This window comes from Pseudomonas sp. NPDC088322 (genome assembly GCF_044740745.1).
Classification (GTDB): Bacteria; Pseudomonadota; Gammaproteobacteria; order Pseudomonadales; family Pseudomonadaceae; genus Aquipseudomonas; species Aquipseudomonas shirazensis.
In genome coordinates this window covers 190947-208322 of sequence record NZ_JBIURK010000009.1, presented here as the reverse complement: position 1 = coordinate 208322, position 17376 = coordinate 190947, and the positions used below count along the sequence as shown (strand labels likewise).

The following is a 17376-nucleotide window of genomic DNA, read 5'->3' as shown; positions in this document are numbered from 1 at the left end:
GGGAACATTCAGCGTTTGACCTTGCCCTCGCGGGCCAGGGCGATGTCGACCATCTGCGGCGCCAGGCCGATGTAGTTGGTCGGGTCGGTCAGGCGCTTGAGTTCTTCGATGTCCAGCTGTGCCGTGGCTTCGCCTTGCGCCAGCAGCGCGTCAAGCAGGCTGGTGCCTTGGTCGTTGGCCATGCGGCAGGCGGCATAGACCACGTCGTGGGCTACCTGGCGACCCAGCGCCGGGGCCAGGCCCATCATCACGGCTTCGGCAACGATCAGGCCTTGGGTCATGTCGAGGTTCTTGAGCATGCGCTCGGTGCGCACTTCCAGGCCGGCCAGCATGAATTTCGCCTGGCCCAGCGACGCAGCGCTCAGGGCGAAGGCTTCTGGAATGGCGATCCATTCTGCCTGCCATGGGCCGGTGGAGCGTTCGAAGTCCTGGATCATCGCGTCGAGCATCAGCCCGGCTTGCTGGCGCACACCTTTGGCGGCGGCGTACATCAGCTCGCAGGAAATCGGGTTGCGTTTCTGAGGCATGGTGCTGCTGGCGCCACGGCCTTTGACGAAGGGTTCGTACACCTCGCCCAGCTCGCTGGTCATCATCATCATCACGTCGAGGGCGACCTTGCCCAGCGAGCCGGTGACCAGGCCAAGGAAGTTCAGGGTCTCGGCCAAGCCGTCGCGGGCGACGTGCCACGTGGCTTGCGGTACGCCCAGGCCGAGTTCGGCCATCATCGCTTGTTGTACTTCCAGGCCCTTGTCACCCAACGAGGCCAGGGTCCCGGCAGCGCCAGCAAACTGGCCAACTTCGACCCGTGGGCGCAACTCGACCAGGCGCTCGGCGTGACGGTCGAACATGCTCAACCAGACCGCGCATTTGTAGCCGAAGGTGATCGGCAGCGCGTGCTGCAGGTGGGTACGGCCTGCCATCGGCGTGTCACGGTATTTTTTCGCCAGATCTGCGAGCAGGCCACGCACGGCCTGGATATCACGCTCGATGATCGCCAGTGCCGCACGCACCTGTAGCACTACGGCGGTGTCCATGATGTCCTGGGTGGTAGCGCCCCAGTGCACGTAGCGGCCGGCTTCGCCGCACGTCTTCGACAGTTGTTCCACCAGCGGCAGGATCGGGTAGCCGACGATTTCTGTCTCGTGCTGCATCAGCGCCAGGTCGAGGGAGTCGTAGGTAGACAGCTTGGCGATCTGCTCGGCAGCTTCGGCCGGGATCACGCCGCAGCGCGCTTCGGCACGGGCCAGAGCGACTTCCACTTCGATGTAGCGCTCGATCAGGGCTTTGTCGGAGAACACGTTGCGCATTTCGGCGGTGCCGAACATGTCGCGGAACAGGGCGGAGTCGAAGACGGTGCTGGACATGGAGTAATCCCGATATGTTTGTTATTGGTCGGACATATTTTTAATGTCCGTACATAATTCTTACGTCCTCGCTGGTACACTGTCAACTCGCTTAAACCAGTGGGCTGATTGAAGGTATGAACCAGACGCGTTATGCGCTCGTTGCCAAGGACTTGATGGACGGGATTGCCAGTGGCCGATTCCCTCTAGGCAGCCTGTTGCCGACCGAATTCGAGCTATGTGAGCTGTACGCGGTCAGCCGCCATACCATTCGCGCTGCGATTACCCAGTTGCAGAACCAAGGGCTGGTTTCGCGGCGCAAGCGCGTGGGTACGCGGGTCGAGTCGGTGTCGCCCAAGGGCGGGTACTCGCAGTCGCTGGCCTCGGTGACCGACCTGGTGCATCTGGCCGAAACGCAGATGCGCAGCATCCAGCACGTCAGCCATTTTGTGGCTGACATCGCCCAGGCGCGGCGCTTGGGAATGGAGCCGGGCGGGCATTACTTCTGCGTATCGAGCATCCGCGTAGATGCCGACAACCGCCGTGCGCCGCTGTGCTGGACCGATGTGTATGCGCAGGAGTCATACGCCGAGGTGATTGCCTTGGCCGAGGAGCATCCGGACGAGTTGATTGCTGCGCTGATCGAGCGCCATTTTGGTCGCCATATCGACGTGGTCGATCAGCAGGTGCGCGCGGTGCTGTTGACCCCGGAGGTTGCCAAAAACCTCAACGCCGAGCCGGGCTCGCCGGGTTTGAACATCATTCGTCAGTACCGTGATGGCGACGGCGCGCTGATGGTGGTTTCGGAAACCGTGCATCCGGAAGATCGGTTTACGCTGGTGTCGCAGATGAAGCGGGAGCGGTAGAGCCTGTATCGCATTGGCCCGCTGTAGGAGCGGCCTTGTGTCGCGAAAGGGGGGCGAAGCGCCCCCAAAAATTTCAGCTCCGCCGCTGACATCGCCGGGCCCGCTGCGCGCGCCTTTCGCGACACAAGGCCGCTCCTACAGTTGACCACGTATGGCGCAGTCGGCAGCTTCAGTTATCCAGCTCGGCAACTTTGACCGCCGCCGGTTGAAACCACACCGGCCACGAGCTGCGATGCCGCGCTTTCTTTTCGCTCCGAGTAGCGATCCACCAGGTAGCTCTCACGACCGCGAACCAGCAGAGTGAATTTCACCAGTTCCTCCATCACATCGACTACTCGGTCGTAGTACGGTGAAGGCTTCATTCGATCTGCCTCGTCGAACTCCAGATACGCCTTGGGCACAGACGACTGATTCGGGATGGTCAGCATGCGCATCCACCGACCCAGAACCCGCATCTGGTTCACTGCATTGAAGGACTGCGAGCCGCCGCACACCTGCATCACCGCGAGAGTCTTACCCTGTGTGGGGCGTACGGCACCCATGGTCAGAGGAATCCAGTCAATCTGCGCTTTGAACACCGCAGACATCGCTCCGTGTCGTTCCGGGGAGCACCACACCTGACCGTCTGACCACAGCACCAGATCGCGCAGCTCCTGCACCTTAGGGTGATCGACTGGCGCGTCATCCGGCAACGGCAGTCCGGACGGATCGAAGATCACCGTCTCGGCACCCATTTGTTGGAGCAGACGTGCAGCTTCATGCGTCAGCAGACGGCTGAACGACCGCTCTCTGGTCGACCCATAGATCAGGAGAATGCGTGGTTTGATGTTCGAACCATCTGGAAAACCCAATTTTTCAGCGCTCGGCATATCCATCAGCGACAGATCAAGAGCTGGAAAAGTATCGACAGAGTCCATATCAAATTCGCTCATCACAGGGCTCCGATCCGATCCAGAGCCTGCTTCAGATCAGCGCCCTGAAGCGTTTTCAGATTCAAGGTGAAGAGCGCGGTAAATCGCCTCTTGATACGTTCAACGGTCGCATCAAATGCGGCCTGAACCTCCTCATCAGAGCCGTCGACCTCAGACGGGTCGGACAGCCCCCAGTGGCTTTTGATGGCCGGGCCGAAATACACCGGGCAAGGTTCGCCGCCCGCCTTGTCGCACACGGTGATGACGATATCGGGTGGTGTGTCTACGAAGACTTCCGAGCCTTTGCTGTACAGGCCGGACGTGTCGATTCCCAATCCTTGCAGAGTGCTCACCGCTCGCGGATTGAGTTTGCCGCTCGGGAAGCTGCCCGAACTGATGGCCGTGAAGCCGTCTGGGGCGACATGGTTGAACAGCCCCTCGGACAGGACGCTACGACAGCTATTGGCCGTACACATGAACAGAATCTTCATAAAGCAACTCCTAAGCGCTGATGCTCAAGCGCACGGCAAGTGCTGCCAGTGTCGTAAGCAAAATGGGAAAGGTGAGTACGCAGCCAACCTTGAAGTAGTAACCCCAGGTGATGCGGATGTTTTTCTGGGCCAGGACGTGCAGCCAGAGCAGCGTGGCCAAACTGCCGATGGGGGTGATCTTCGGGCCGAGGTCGCAGCCAATGATGTTGGCGTACACCATGGCCTCGTGTGCGAGTCCCGATACCCCACTGCCCTGGATCGACAAGGCACCGATCAGCACGCTGGGCATATTGTTCATCACGGATGAAAGCAACGCGGCGGTGAAACCGGTACCCAGCGTGGCAGCCCACAGGCCATGGTCGGCGAAGGTGCCAAGCAGCGAGCTGAGTCCTTCAGTCAGCCCGGCATTCTTCAGCCCGTAGATCACCAGATACATGCCAAGCGAAAACAGGACGACTTGCCAGGGGGCGTTGAACATCACTTTGCGTGTCGAGATCACATGCCCCTTTGCGGCAATGATCAGCAGCACCAAGGCGCATGCGGCGGCGACAGCACTGACAGGAATACCAAGCGGCTCAAGGACGAATAACCCGAGCAACAGAAGTACCAGCACCCACCAGCCTGCAAGGAACGTATGGCGATCTTTGATGGCTTTTTCTGGCCGCTTTAGTTGCTCGGGCGAATACGCCTGCGGCACCTCCTTTCGATAAAACAACCAGAGCATGCTCAGGGTCACCACGACACTGACCAGATTCACCGGCCACATGATCGAGGCGTACCGGGCGAATCCGATATCGAAAAAGTCGGCAGAGACGATGTTCACCAAGTTCGAGACAACCAGCGGCAGGCTGGCAGTGTCGGCAATGAAACCGGCAGCCATCACGAAAGCTAAGGTCGCCGCTGGACTGAAGCGGAGCGCGGTCAGCATCGCGATCACGATGGGAGTCAGTATCAATGCTGCGCCGTCATTGGCAAACAGGGCCGAAACCGCTGCCCCCAAGAGCACCATCAGTGCAAACAGGCGTGCGCCGCTGCCTCCTCCCCAGCGAGCCACATGAAGTGCTGCCCACTCGAAAAAGCCCGCCTCATCCAGCAGAAGGCTGATGATGATCACCGCGATGAACGTTGCCGTGGCGTTCCACACTATGTGCCAGACCACTGGGATATCGCTGAGCGTGATGACACCGGTCAACAATGCGAGTACCGCCCCGGCAGACGCGCTCCAGCCAACGCCAAGTCCACGGGGTTGCCAGATCACCAGTACCAGCGTGACCAGAAATATTGAAATTGCCAACAGCATGTCAGTTCTCCAGAAACACTTAGCAGCAGGAAGCCTGGCGTACTGGGCGACCTTCCATCGAAGCAAGGCGACCTTGGTCATCGCCGAGCCAGGAATGGTTAGCCTCAAGGGTCGTTTGGAGTACCTCCACTGCCCACTGAGGGAGTTCTGGATGAAGGCGGTAATAGATCCATTGGCCCTGACGGCGATCTTCCAGCAGCCCGCAGGTGCGCAACTGAGCGAGGTGCCGGGACACTTTGGGTTGGTGATCGTCGAGCGCCCAAATCAATTCGCAGACACATAGCTCCCCCTCGACAGCGAGCATCAGCATGATTCGGGCGCGAGTTTCATCACCGAGGCATTTGAAGAAAGTGTGGGGCTGAAAGGACATGGCCAACCTGTATATTTGTTTATTCGTATATTCGAATTTACAGATATGAATACCTCAGTGGAAGCAGCTTCTTTGCTTAAGCCGAGCAAGCGTGCGGATGCAGGTCGTGCAGATTGCTTGCTTGGTGAGTTGGCAACCGCGTCAGTACGTCCTTCAGGTATCTGTACGGATCATGCCCGTTCATGCGCGCCGACTGGATCAAGCTCATGATAGCCGCCGCTCGTTTACCACTGCGCAGCGAACCGGCGAACAACCAGTTGGAGCGACCGTCGATAGGCACAGCACCATCATCAAGCTCCGCGCAGCGCATTCACCAAGGGCTGGAGCTGCACGCCGGTTTGCCCTACCCATTGAGCCAGTGTTGAACGCGGGATGGCCAAGCCTGCTCGGCCAAAAGATCCTTTCTTGCCGGTACAGCGGCAGATGGTCGGAGAACTTGGCGCTGGAGTTGGCAGCCGCGGACACATTCGCTGCTCTCCGGCTCGGCACCAATTCCCCTCAGCTTCAGGTGGCAGCCAACTGCCTCAACCTGCGACTCAACCCAGGCGTGGTACCCGTAACTCGCTTGAACGCCCGACTGAAGGCCGCCTGAGACGTATAGCCCAACCGCTGCGCGACCTCTTCAATAGGTACTCTTTCCAGCGTCAGCCACTGGCTGGCAAGCCGCATTCGCACTTCGGTAACGTAGCGCAGTGGGCTCATGCCAATCGTCAGTTGGAAGCGCTCGGCAAAGACCGAGCGGGAGGTATTGCATTGCTCCGCCAACTGCTCGACGGTCCAGTCTCGGCCCGGTTGCTGATGAAGCGCCAGAAGTGCACCTGCCAGCCGCGGATCGCGCAGAGCGGCAACCAGGCCGGAGGCGTTGCCGCAGGCGCACTCGACCCAACCGCGAACGACCATGGCGGCGACCACATCGGCCAATCGCGCGAGGATGCCGGCGAAGCCAACGCGTGCGGCGCTGACCTCGCGCTCCATGGTGGTGAGAATAGGCACCAGCCCGGGGTAACGCTGGCCGTCGGCGTCAATAAGCATCAGGCCAGGCATCAGCTTGCCAAGGCCATGGAGGCTGCCCAATTCGAATTCCATGCATCCACTGAACAACAGCGTGGTCGGCATGGAGCCGGGATCGGTTCCGGTGTCCACCGCGCTTACGGTCTCGCCGAGAGGCTCGCCGTCCAACAGATCAATGTCCTGCACGGGTACCTGCGTATGCGAGAGCAAGTGATGGGCCGCGCCATGGCAGATGAAGACGGCGTTACCGGCGGACAGCGCATAGGTCGTCCCGTCTTCCATACGTAGCACCGCGTTGCCGACCGCCAGGAAGTGGAACCAAGCATGCCCGGGTTTGGCAGCGAAGGCCAAGCCGAAGGCTGGGCCCGCCTGGATACGGCGGTACTCGACACCGCGCAGGCGCATGCCGCGCAACAGCTCGTTGATGAGGTCGGAAGAGAGGGCAAATTGGTCTGTCGACATCGGTCCGGTGTTTTAATCAAAAAATTGAGTTTTTAGATCATAGATCATCCGAAATCTCGCGCCTAGACTACCGGTCGCAATTGAAGATTGGGAGATCCATGCAGTGACTGACCTTATATGCAATGCCGTACCCGACAGCCGTCGCGGCGCCGCGCCGGATGCAGAACCTACAACTCCAGCGTGGATGGCCGTATTCTCGTTGGCGATGGGCGTGTTTGGCTTGCTGACCGCTGAGTACCTTCCGGCCAGCCTGTTGACGCCGATGGCAACCGAGCTGGGGGTGTCCGAAGCGCTGGCTGGCCAAGCGGTAACGATGACAGCGGTGGTGGCGCTGTTCGCTGGCTTGTTGGTGCCAGGCCTGACTCGAAGTATCGATCGGCGCTGGGTGTTGCTGGGGTTTTCCACGTTGATGATCGCATCCAACCTGCTGGTTGCCGTTTCCTCCAGTTTCGCGGTGCTGTTGTTGATGCGTATCTTGCTCGGCATCGCGCTTGGTGGGCTTTGGAGCATGGCGGCAGCGGTGGCGATGCGCTTGGTGCCCGTGGCTTTGTTGCCGCGAGCGCTCTCGATCATTTTCAGCGGCATCGCCGTCGGGACGGTGGTCGCGGTCCCGCTGGGTAGTTATCTGGGCGGGCTCTATGGCTGGCGCAGCGCGTTCTATGCAGCGGCAGCAGTGGGGGTGGTGACCCTGGTTTTCCAGTCGCTTACGCTGCCGAGCCTTGCGCCACGTCGGCCGGCACGCCTGCGTACAGTGCTTGAAGTGTTGCAGCGCCCAGGCATTGCTATGGGGATGTTCGGTTGTGTGCTGGTGCACAGCGGCCACTTCGCGATGTTCACGTATATTCGGCCATTCCTCGAAGATACGACCGGCATTGGCCCGCAGGGCCTGTCGCTGATGTTGCTGGGTTTTGGTGTGGCGAACTTTGTCGGCACGTTGGTGGCCGGGTGGATGCTCACTCGTCACCCATTGGCCACCCTGGTGTTGATGCCAGCGTTGGTAGGCGTTGCGGCACTGGCGCTGGTCTTGTTGCCAGCTTCGGTGCCAGGGCAGGCTGTACTGCTGGCGGTCTGGGGCCTGGCCTTTGGGGGTGTGCCGGTGGCATGGTCGAACTGGGTCGCCAGCGCGGTCCCTGATCAAGCGGAGAGCGCTGGCGGCATGGTGGTAGCGTCTGTGCAGTCGGCCATCGCCACAGGCGCAGCCGCGGGTGGGGCAATGTTCAGCCTCGGTGGTAGCGCAGGCGTCTTCGTGGCGGCGGCCGTGCTGATGCTGCTGGCCGCGTTGCTGATTGCACTGCGTGTGCGAGTTCCTGCGGTAGATGGGGCTGTGCTGAAAGGGGTTTTGCCTTGATGGGCATTTTCGCCACAGTTTTATCTCGCTACCTGTACCAGCGGCTCGGTGGGGCTTCGGATGAGCTGCGCGTTGTCATCAAGATACTGAAGGTTCGTTAGCCAGCTTCGCATGGGTGGCCAGCTCTTCAGTGATGAAGGCCGAAATCATCGCACGATAGACCTGCTCCACGACCTCAGCCGAGGCGCCAGTTTCGTCAGCCATTTCACGAACCTTCCTTATCACTTGCTCGACCCGAGCAGGCGCACGCACATCATCGGTGGTTTTCTTGAAAGCCGCTGCTTGCGTCACGAGTCGGCCCCGTTTGGCGAGAAGCGAAACAAGATTGCGGTCAATTTCATCGATCCCTTGGCGGACTTCGTCCAGAGAGGTGCAAGGTACATCCATTGCCTGACTTCCTTTTCATGAGCCTGCGTCTGGTTAGGGCAGGCAGTGGCTGGTGATTCTGGGCTGTATTGTAGCGGCTGGTGGCTGTCCGCAATGAGTCGATATGTCCTACAGAACCGGCTCGCAGCAGTGACGCCAGAACCATGTCCTTCCTTGCCCCTCTAAGCGTGATCGGGTATTGAATCTTCATCATTGATCCGAACCATGCCCTCAATGCCTGATCTATTCTCAGTGGCAGGTGGTGCGGATCATCACGGCCTGGCCTTTGCTGTACGAGATCGAGATAAGAATGACTCTGCAAAAGCGCAACAACGTAAACATCTCCGGCAGCGGCAGCGCGACCATGATCCTTTCGCATGGCTTCGGTTGCGACCAAACCATGTGGAAATTGCTGCTGCCGCACCTTGCTTCGCGTTTTCGGGTGATCAGCTACGACTTGGTTGGTGCGGGCCAGTCGGATCTTGCTGCATACGACCCTGAGAAGTATTCCTCGCTGTGGGGCTACGCATCGGACCTCAACGAGGTTATCGACGCGTACGCCGAAGGCCCGGTTATCCTGGTTTGCCATTCTGCAAGCGCAATGATTGGTACCCTGGCTCAGCGCCAGCAGCCAGGGCGCGTCGCGGCGATGGTCATGATTGGCGGATCGCCCAGCTATATCGACTCGGGCGACTATGCCGGTGGCTTCCTGGCTGAGGAGGTCGATGCGTTGCTCGAGGCCATCGACGACAACTATCAGGGCTGGTCAACCACCATGGCGCCGGTGTTGATGGGCGAACCTGGGGAGCCTGCGCTGGGTGAGGAGTTGCTCAGCAGCTTCAAGCGTACCGATGGGCAAATCGCTCGGCATTTTGCGCGGGTGATCTTCTTGGCTGACCACCGCGCCGACGTTGTCGGGCTGGACACGCCTACGCTGATTCTGCAGTGCACACGCGATCCGGTTGTGCCGGTTGCGGTGGGTAAGTACCTGAATCGCGTGCTGCCCAACAGCCAACTGAGCCTGATCGAGGGCATGGGCCATTACCCGCAATTGAGCGCGCCGAGTGCGTGCACGGCGGCCATCGATGGCTTCCTCGCCCAGCTCGATTTCGACCATGGATGACACCCTCCTGGTCTGTGACGAATCGTTGTTCGAGCGCGCGCCTTGCGGGCTTGTCGTCATGACCGTGGAGGGCACGATATTGCGTTGCAACCAGACGTTCAGCCGGTGGCTTGGCTATGACATGGCCACGTTGAACGCGCAGAATTTCCATGACTTGCTGACGGTGGGCGGGCGCTTGTTCCAGCGCACCCACTGGGGGCCGTTGCTCAACAGCCAAGGCTCGGTGGCGGAGGTCAAGCTAGAGCTGCGCCATCACGATGGCCATGCGCTGGCGATGCTGCTCAATGGCGTGCGCCGAGAAACCCGCGAGGGTGTGCGTTACGAGCTGGCGCTGTTCGGCACTGCCGAGCGCGATCGCTACGAGCGCGCGGTGCTGGCGGCTCGGCAGCGTGCCGAGGAATTGCTCGCGCAGAAGATCGCTGCGGAAGCGGCGTTGCAGGAGGCCAAGGCAGAATTGGCCGAGGCATTCGAGAAGGCGCAGCGGCGTGCTGCCTTTGCTGAGCAGATGGTCGCGATTGCCAGCCATGATCTGAAGAACCCGATGATGGCCATCAAGATGGCCGCGCACATGCTCGAGCATGGGCAGCGCTCCGAACGGGAGCAGCGCCTACTTGATGGCATCAGCACCTCGGCCGAGCGGGCGCAGCGGATGATTGTTGACCTGCTGGATTTTGCCTCGGTGCGGATTGGGCAGGGCATCAAGATCAGCCGGCATCAGGTCCCCCTCCCTGAGTTTGTGGACCAGTGTGTAAGTGAGCTGAGGATTGCCTTTGCTGATGCGCACATCCGGCATGTGTCGCGCGGGTGCGGCACGCTTGAAGTGGATCAGGATCGTCTGCAGCAGATGATCGGTAATCTGGTTGCCAACAGCGTTGCTTATGGTGATCTGAGTTTTCCGATCACCTTGAGCACTGACCTGTCCGCAGCAGGCGCGACCTTGAGCGTTCACAACCATGGCGAGCACATCGCCGAGGCGGTGATCCCGACGTTGTTCGAGCCCATGATGCGGGCCAATGAGTATGACGGTTCGATTCGGTCGGTCGGACTGGGGTTGTTCATTGTCAAGCAAATTGCCGAGGCGCATGGCGGGACGGTGAGCATGGTTTCGGATGCTGTGGCGGGGACTGCGTTCACGGTTAGCTTGCCCGTGCAGGCCGCTACAAGTTAGTGGGCTGCCAAACCTGGCCCTAGCGCCAGTTGCATCAAAACCGCTCCTTTTGTCGTAACGTGCTATGGCCTGCAAGGCCGCAGTCGGCGGCGTCAGTTATCCACCTCAGCAACCGCTACCTCACGCTGAACAGACTCCGAACCTGCAGCCCGCCGCACCACAACCACCGGCTCAACCTTGACCACCGGCGCCGGTTGAAACCACACCGGCCACGAGCTGCGGTGGCGGTTCTCGACTTCGACGCAAGGGATCAATCGCTCGCGCAGCACATCGGTCTCGCCCACAGTCTTGGCCACGCGGTACTTCACGCCATGCACGCACTCGCGATCACCGAACTCGCAGCGGTTCAGCGAGGTGCCGCCGCAGGGGCCGTTGGCGAGGCCTTTGGGGCAGGACTCGGGGCAGATATAGAGGGTGTCATGCAAGCGACAACTGCCGCAGGTGTCGCAACCAACCAAGGGTCTTTTGATGCCGCGCTCAAGACCATGCAGCAGGCTTGCTGCGCCAGGTTTCGACCACAAAGGTCTAGTCACAGCCCAGCCAAACGCACGACTGGCCCGGTTCTCGCGGCCGAACAACAACCCGTGCATGCTCGACAACAAGTGATAGCGAACCTGCTCCCGCAGGCTGGCGCTGACCCGTGACTGGCCAAGCCGCCAATGCGCGCCGGGCGGGGTGAAGGTCACTGCGGGCAGGTCCGGCATCTGCCAGCTGGCAGTCCAGGCAGGCGCCCATTGTTCCAGGGTATGAACACTTGCCAGCACTTGCTCCAGCTCATCCTCCAGCGCTTGCAACTGGGTAATTTCATGCACACCGGACAGGTGCACGCCGGCATACCCCATCAATTTCAAACCCACCACCTGCAACGCCAGGCGCTGAATACTGCGCGCCTGGGCATACGCCTTGGACAGCGCCAGCTCGGCAGCCAGTACATCGCGCATCGATGGCGTGACGACGGCGCCGGCAACGTGTTCGAGCATCTGCGCGCGGCCGTGGGTGAGCGCCATAAGGCAGGCGATCAGCGGTTTCGGTGTGCGCTGACGAGCCATCCACTGCAGCGCTTCCTGATGTTTTTGATCGTCGTAGCCGAGCTGCAGGGTGAGGAAGTCAGCACCGGCACTGAGCTTTTTCTCAGCCTTGAGATACTGCGCAGCGCCTTCTTCTTCGCGGTACTTGAACGGGTTCAGGGCTGCACCGAGCAGCCAGTCGGGTCGGGCCTGGCGGGCGATCTGCAGGGCGGCGACGGATTCGAGATAACGCACTGGCTGCTGGCCGGGTGTATGTCCGGGCAAGCGGTCGCCGGTGAGGATCAGCAACTGGTCGAGGCCGGCGGCATCCATGTGTTGCAGCTGGCTGAGCAGGTCGTGGCGTTCGCGGGCCTTGCCGGAAAAGTGCAGCAGGGCGGGCACGGGTGTAGTCAGCGAGTTGAAGGCGTCCAGCGGCGACATGTCCAGCGGGCTGCCGACGCGGTCGCCGATGGACACGGTCAGCGGCCAGCCGCACAGCTGTTTGCGGGTCATGATCGCTTCGAGCGCGGCGAAGCGCTCGGCAGAGGGCTTGGGCACGAATTCCATGATGCAGACGAAGGCGTGCTCATGCAGCGCGGTTTTCAGCAGGCTCATGCGGGGCTCGGCACCGGCAGTGGATCTGGCCGGCATTGTGCGGCAGATGGGTGAGGTTGGCTTGTCTGATTGCGCTGGTGACAGGTGTGGAAAAGACATGCCATGGCGCGGCTGGGCCAATCTTAAGTCGGTGTACGTCAAAGCGCTGTATGAGAATTTCTTGAGATGATCATAAATTATATGAGTTTGTCTCAGCATCGCATTGCGCACAGACTTGCCCCATTGAAATTCAACGGCAAGGAACACCTCACATGGCACTGGCACACAACCTCGGCTTTCCACGCATCGGCTGTGATCCCGAACTGAAGAAGGCCCAACAGGCGTTCCTCACGGGCGCGCTGGATGACGCCGGCCTGCGTGCGGTGGGCCGTGAGTTGCGTGCCAAGCACTGGCAGCTGCAGAAAGATGCCGGCATCGAGCTGCTGCCAGTCAGCGACCACGCGCTGGAGCTGACCCAGTGGTTCGACAGCAATAGCCACCAGCTTGCCCCGCAGCTCAGCGTTGATCAGCAGTTCGCCCTGAACTGGGAGCAACTGCTTGAAGAGGTAAACGAGGCCAAAGCGCTCGGCCATGCCGTCAAGCCAGTCGTGCTCGGCCCGCTGACTTACCTGTGGCTGGGTGAATGCCAAGGTGGCGACTTCGACAAACTGGAATTGCTTGATCGCCTGCTGCCGCTGTACGACCAGATCCTCAACCAGCTGGCTGCGCAAGGTGTGGAGTGGGTACAGATCGATGAACCGATCCTGGCGCTGGAACTGCCACAGGCCTGGAAGAATGCCTACGAGCGGGTTTACAACATCCTCCAGCGGGCGCCGCTGAAAAAGCTGGTCGCGACCTACTTTGGCGGCCTGAACGCCAACCTCGGCCTGGCCGCCAATCTCCCGGTCGACGGCCTGCACATCGACCTGGTGCAGGCCCCTGAACAATTCCCGACCATTCTTGATCGCCTGCCGGCGTACAAGGTGCTTTCGCTGGGCGTAGTCAGTGGCCGCAACAGCGGGCACTGGAATCTGGACGATGCGCTGCACGTCCTGCGCCTCGCCGCCGAGCGCCTTGGCGACCGGTTGTGGGTAGCGCCGTCTTGCCCGCTGCTGCACAGCGCTGACGCGCAAGATGATGCCGAGCTCAACAATGAGCTCGCCCTCGCCGCCGACAAGTGCCAGCAGGTAGCACTGCTGACCAAGGCGCTCAACCAATCGGACGTAGCCCAGGCTTGTGCCGCGTAGCAGGCGAGCCACTGCTCATATCCAGATACAACCTGGCTTTGCCGCACCTGCCGAGTTCTGTTTCGATGCCGCTCGGCTATCCGGCCTACAGGGAGTGTTGGGATGAAAGTTCTAGTGGTGGGTGCCAGCAAAGGGCTGGGCAAGGCATTGATCGACGGACTGGGAGCAACGGGCGATACGCTGATCGGGGTGTCACGCACGCAGCCTGAACCGTTGCCGGTTCGCGATGGCATAGCAGTGCAGTGGATCGCAGCGGACATGGGCCAGCCCAAGTTGGCGGCCCAGCAGATTGCACATGCAGTAGAGGCGGGCGGTATCGATGCCCTGATCTACAACCTTGGTTTGTGGGAAACGCAGGCGTTCGAAGCCGGCTACAGTTTTTCAAGCGACGATGATGAGCAGCTGGAGCACATGGTCAGCTGCAATATCACCGCGACAATCCTGCTGATCAAACGTCTGCTGCCGGTTCTGTTGCGCAGCCAAGCGCCGCGAATCATCCTCACCGGCTCGACCTCCGGCCTGAGTCAGAGCGGTCGCCCCGAAGTTACCTTTGGCGCATCGAAATTCGCCTTGCGCGGTATCGCCGAAGCGCTGCGCGAAGGCTACCGAGATCAACAGCTCGGCGTCACTTGCCTCAATCTCGGCTACCTGAATACCGAAGACGGCCTTGAAGTGCCGTTGGCCGAAGCCGCAGCACGCGGGGCAGGGGAGTTGATTCCGGTGCACGATGTGGTGCTGATGGTGCGCACATTGCTCAGCTTGTCGCCAGCCAGCTACGTGCGTGAGCTGACTCTGCCAGCCATCGCTGACGAGCGCTTCTGAACCTTCTTGAGCAACCAGGCTGCCGGCACACGCCGCCAGCCCGGTTCACGCAAACGCCGACCTAGCGCTCGATCGCCAGCGCCACGCCCTGACCACCACCAATGCACAGGGTCGCCAGGCCTTTCTTGGCATCACGCTTGATCATCTCGTGCAGCAGGGTCACCAGCACGCGGCAACCGGATGCGCCAATTGGATGACCGAGGGCAATGGCGCCGCCATTGACGTTGACCTTGTCGGCATCCCATTCCAGCGACTTGCCCACCGCCAGCGCCTGCGCGGCGAAGGCTTCGTTGGCTTCGATCAGGTCCAGATCGGCCAACTGCCAGCCGGCTTTGGCCAGGCAGCGCTGGGTGGCCGAGACCGGGCCAATGCCCATGATCGCCGGGTCGACCCCTGCACTGGCGTAGCTGGCAATCCTGGCCAGCACCGGCAGGCCCAGCTCGGTGGCTTTGGCCGCGCTCATCAGCAGTACCGCCGCAGCGCCGTCGTTGAGGCTGGAGGCGTTGCCGGCGGTGACGCTGCCGTCTTTCTTGAACGCCGGGCGCAGTTTGGCCAGTGCTTCGGCGGTGGATTCGGGGCGGGGTTGCTCATCGCGCTCGACCACCTTTGGCTCGCCCTTTTTCTGCGGCAGCACGATGGGCGTGATTTCGTCCTTGAAACGCCCGGCCTCGATGGCGGCGACGGCCTTGCGCTGGGATTCGGCGGCAAAGGCGTCCTGCTGTTCACGGCTGATGTCGAACTTGTCGACCAGGTTCTCGGCTGTGATGCCCATGTGGTAATCGTTGAAGGCGTCCCACAGGCCGTCGCTGATCATGCTGTCGATCAACTGGCCATGGCCCATGCGCTGACCGGTGCGGGCGGAGGGCATGACGTAGGGCGCCAGGCTCATGTTCTCCTGGCCGCCGGCTATGACCACATCGGCATCGCCGCAGCGGATCGCCTGAGTGGCCAGATGCAAGGCCTTGAGGCCCGAGCCGCAGACTTTGTTCAGGGTCAGCGCCGGCACGCTGAACGGCAAGCCGGCCTTGACCGCAGCCTGACGCGCCGGGTTTTGCCCGGCACCGGCGGTCAGCACCTGGCCGAGGATCACCTCATCGACCTGCGCCGGGTCCAGCCCGGTCTGTTCGAGCAGACGCTTGATCACCGCAGCGCCCAGATCGACGGCTGGCACGCTGGCCAGAGCGCCCTGAAAACTGCCGATGGCGGTACGGGTGGCGGCGACGATGACGACTTCATGCATGTTGTTGTTCTCCTATGAAGGTGGCGCGACGAGGCGACGCATTGCCAACCAGCATCGGTGCAAACGGTTCATTTGTTAAGTTTGTTTTTCTTTGGCATTGATCCGCAAAGCTAATCAATCACCCCGTTAGACGGCAGGGCACTGATGAGTGACGCCGTGAATGTCACCGCCGCCTGCGGCAATCGCGTCGATGCGCAGCGGCGCAGGGTTTACTGCAGGCGTTGTCGGCGCAGCGGGTCAGGGGCCCGGCGTGGGCGTGCCTGGTGCACCCGCGACAGCCAGGATGACCCGCTGGCGCGTGCCTTCATGCAGTGGCTGCGTGAGCAGCTGGGGCGATCTGCGGTTGGAACCACCCCCGTCAGCCCGTAATATGTGTCGGATAACTTGCGGGGGTAGTCTCACCCTCAGATCAAACGGAACCCGCCCGCGCGGCGCGGCTCCCTAGCCTAAACCTGACGAGGTACAGACATTGGCCATCATTCATCCCAAGGTTCGCGGTTTCATCTGCACCACGACCCATCCGAAGGGCTGCGAGCTCAACGTCCGTGACCAGATCGAAGCCACCCGCAAGCTGGGCGTGCGCGATGATGGTCCGAAAAAGGTCCTGGTGATCGGTGCTTCCAGCGGCTACGGCCTGGCAGCACGCATCACTGCAGCCTTCGGCTTCAAGGCCGACACCCTCGGCGTGTTCTTCGAAAAGCCAGGCACCGAAACCAAGCCAGGCACCGCCGGCTGGTACAACGCTGCTGCATTCGACAAGTTCGCCAAGGCTGAAGGCCTGTACAGCAAGTCGATCAACGGTGACGCCTTCTCCGATGAAGCCCGCGCCAAGGTCATCGAACTGATCAAGAACGAAATGGGCGGCAAGGTTGACCTGGTCATCTACTCGCTGGCCTCGCCTGTGCGCAAGCTGCCACAGACTGGCGAAGTGATTCGCTCGTCGCTCAAACCAATCGGCCAGCCGTACAAGTCGACTGCCATCGACACCAACAAAGACGTGATCACCGAAGCCTCGATCGAGCCGGCCACCGAGCAGGAAATCGCCGACACCGTTACCGTCATGGGTGGTCAGGACTGGCAGTTGTGGATCGACGCTCTGGCTGATGCCGGCGTGCTGGCCGAGCAGGCGCGTACCGTCGCGTTCAGCTACATCGGCACCGAAATCACCTGGCCGATCTACTGGCACGGTGCACTGGGCAAGGCCAAGCAGGACCTGGACGACACTGCCCTGCGCCTGGACCAGAAGCTCGCCAGCGAGATCAAGGGCGGCGCCAACGTTGCCGTGCTCAAGTCGGTGGTCACCCAGGCCAGCTCGGCGATCCCGGTAATGCCGCTGTACCTGTCGATGGTGTTCAAGATCATGCAGGAAAAGGGTGTGCACGAAGGCACCCAGGACCAGCTCGATCGCATGTTCCGCGACCGCTTGTTCCGACAAGACGGCGCGCCGGCTGAAGTCGACGAAAAAGGCCGCCTGCGCCTGGACGACTGGGAACTGCGCGACGACGTCCAGGATGCGTGCAAGGCCCTGTGGCCACAAGTGACCACCGAGAACCTGTTCGAAATGACCGACTACGCCGGTTACAAGAAGCAGTTCCTCAACCTGTTCGGCTTCGAACGCGCTGACGTCGACTACGACGCAGACGTGGCGACCGACGTCCAGTTCGACTGCGTTCAGCTGTAATCTGCGAAGCGTGTGTCTGGTGATGG

The 17376-nt window shown here is 61.1% G+C and carries 16 protein-coding genes and 2 pseudogenes; 7 read left to right on the top strand and 11 right to left on the bottom strand.

Annotated elements, in window-relative coordinates; genetic code table 11:
* Nucleotides 1-8: 8 nt before the first annotated feature.
* Nucleotides 9-1364 (bottom strand): adenylosuccinate lyase family protein, encoded by a 1356-nt coding sequence (locus ACIOAU_RS22485; RefSeq protein ID WP_401184714.1) that lies wholly within the window; start codon nt 1362-1364, stop codon nt 9-11.
* A gap of 116 nt (nt 1365-1480) precedes the next feature.
* Between ACIOAU_RS22485 and ACIOAU_RS22480 the strand changes: the two genes are divergently transcribed.
* Nucleotides 1481-2209 (top strand): GntR family transcriptional regulator, encoded by a 729-nt coding sequence (locus tag ACIOAU_RS22480; RefSeq protein ID WP_101316316.1) that lies wholly within the window; start codon nt 1481-1483, stop codon nt 2207-2209.
* A 173-nt stretch (nt 2210-2382) separates the two neighbouring features.
* Here ACIOAU_RS22480 and arsH read toward each other — a convergent pair whose 3' ends face one another.
* The 7 genes and pseudogenes from arsH to ACIOAU_RS22445 all read right to left on the bottom strand — a co-directional run bounded on the left by arsH (nt 2383) and on the right by ACIOAU_RS22445 (nt 6754).
* On the bottom strand, nt 2383-3126 hold the full coding sequence (gene arsH / locus ACIOAU_RS22475) for an arsenical resistance protein ArsH (RefSeq protein ID WP_371918910.1): 744 nt from the start codon (nt 3124-3126) through the stop codon (nt 2383-2385).
* A 14-nt stretch (nt 3127-3140) separates the two neighbouring features.
* Nucleotides 3141-3611, bottom strand: a complete 471-nt coding sequence (locus ACIOAU_RS22470; protein ID WP_150569998.1) for an arsenate reductase ArsC — start codon at nt 3609-3611, stop codon at nt 3141-3143.
* 10 nt (nt 3612-3621) lie between these two features.
* The gene (locus tag ACIOAU_RS22465; RefSeq protein ID WP_101316322.1) at nt 3622-4911 is read right to left on the bottom strand and encodes an arsenic transporter; all 1290 of its coding nucleotides are present in this window, start codon (nt 4909-4911) and stop codon (nt 3622-3624) included.
* Nucleotides 4912-4930: 19 nt separating this feature from the next.
* A complete protein-coding gene (locus tag ACIOAU_RS22460; protein WP_401184710.1) occupies nt 4931-5281 on the bottom strand; it encodes a metalloregulator ArsR/SmtB family transcription factor in 351 nt (116 codons plus the stop codon).
* 76 nt (nt 5282-5357) lie between these two features.
* Nucleotides 5358-5576 (bottom strand): annotated as a pseudogene (locus ACIOAU_RS22455) (transposase domain-containing protein); the annotation flags it as partial.
* A complete protein-coding gene (locus tag ACIOAU_RS22450; protein ID WP_401184707.1) occupies nt 5572-5748 on the bottom strand; it encodes a transposase in 177 nt (58 codons plus the stop codon). The pseudogene ACIOAU_RS22455 and the gene ACIOAU_RS22450, both read right to left, overlap by 5 nt.
* 37 nt (nt 5749-5785) lie before the next feature.
* Entirely contained in the window at nt 5786-6754 is a 969-nt protein-coding gene (locus ACIOAU_RS22445) for an AraC family transcriptional regulator (protein WP_401184704.1), read from the bottom strand.
* Between the two features lie 103 nt (nt 6755-6857).
* On the opposite strand from ACIOAU_RS22445, the gene ACIOAU_RS22440 reads away from it, so the two are divergent.
* On the top strand, nt 6858-8102 hold the full coding sequence (locus ACIOAU_RS22440) for an MFS transporter (protein WP_401184701.1): 1245 nt from the start codon (nt 6858-6860) through the stop codon (nt 8100-8102).
* A 78-nt stretch (nt 8103-8180) separates the two neighbouring features.
* On the opposite strand, the gene ACIOAU_RS22435 is transcribed toward ACIOAU_RS22440, so the two are convergent.
* Entirely contained in the window at nt 8181-8489 is a 309-nt protein-coding gene (locus tag ACIOAU_RS22435) for a chorismate mutase (protein WP_150570001.1), read from the bottom strand.
* A 289-nt stretch (nt 8490-8778) separates the two neighbouring features.
* Between ACIOAU_RS22435 and ACIOAU_RS22430 the strand changes: the two genes are divergently transcribed.
* The gene (locus ACIOAU_RS22430; RefSeq protein WP_401184698.1) at nt 8779-9591 is read left to right on the top strand and encodes an alpha/beta fold hydrolase; all 813 of its coding nucleotides are present in this window, start codon (nt 8779-8781) and stop codon (nt 9589-9591) included.
* Entirely contained in the window at nt 9584-10759 is a 1176-nt protein-coding gene (locus ACIOAU_RS22425) for an ATP-binding protein (protein WP_401184696.1), read from the top strand. Before ACIOAU_RS22430 ends, ACIOAU_RS22425 begins: the two co-directional genes overlap by 8 nt.
* Nucleotides 10760-10851: 92 nt before the next feature.
* On the opposite strand, the gene ACIOAU_RS22420 is transcribed toward ACIOAU_RS22425, so the two are convergent.
* The gene (locus tag ACIOAU_RS22420) at nt 10852-12381 is read right to left on the bottom strand and encodes a methylenetetrahydrofolate reductase C-terminal domain-containing protein (RefSeq protein ID WP_401184693.1); all 1530 of its coding nucleotides are present in this window, start codon (nt 12379-12381) and stop codon (nt 10852-10854) included.
* 251 nt (nt 12382-12632) lie between these two features.
* Between ACIOAU_RS22420 and ACIOAU_RS22415 the strand changes: the two are divergent.
* Nucleotides 12633-13604 (top strand): annotated as a pseudogene (locus ACIOAU_RS22415) (5-methyltetrahydropteroyltriglutamate--homocysteine S-methyltransferase); the annotation flags it as partial.
* Between the two features lie 105 nt (nt 13605-13709).
* Entirely contained in the window at nt 13710-14429 is a 720-nt protein-coding gene (locus tag ACIOAU_RS22410; protein ID WP_103435981.1) for an SDR family oxidoreductase, read from the top strand.
* A 61-nt stretch (nt 14430-14490) separates the two neighbouring features.
* Here the strand turns inward: ACIOAU_RS22410 and ACIOAU_RS22405 are convergent, their stop codons facing one another.
* Nucleotides 14491-15669, bottom strand: coding sequence for an acetyl-CoA C-acetyltransferase (locus ACIOAU_RS22405; protein WP_101316341.1), 1179 nt, complete (start codon nt 15667-15669; stop codon nt 14491-14493).
* A 469-nt stretch (nt 15670-16138) separates the two neighbouring features.
* Here ACIOAU_RS22405 and fabV point away from each other — a divergent pair, with 469 nt between their 5' ends.
* Nucleotides 16139-17350: an enoyl-ACP reductase FabV gene (gene fabV / locus ACIOAU_RS22400; protein WP_150572801.1), complete on the top strand. Its 1212-nt coding sequence runs from the start codon at nt 16139-16141 to the stop codon at nt 17348-17350.
* Nucleotides 17351-17376 lie beyond the last annotated feature (26 nt).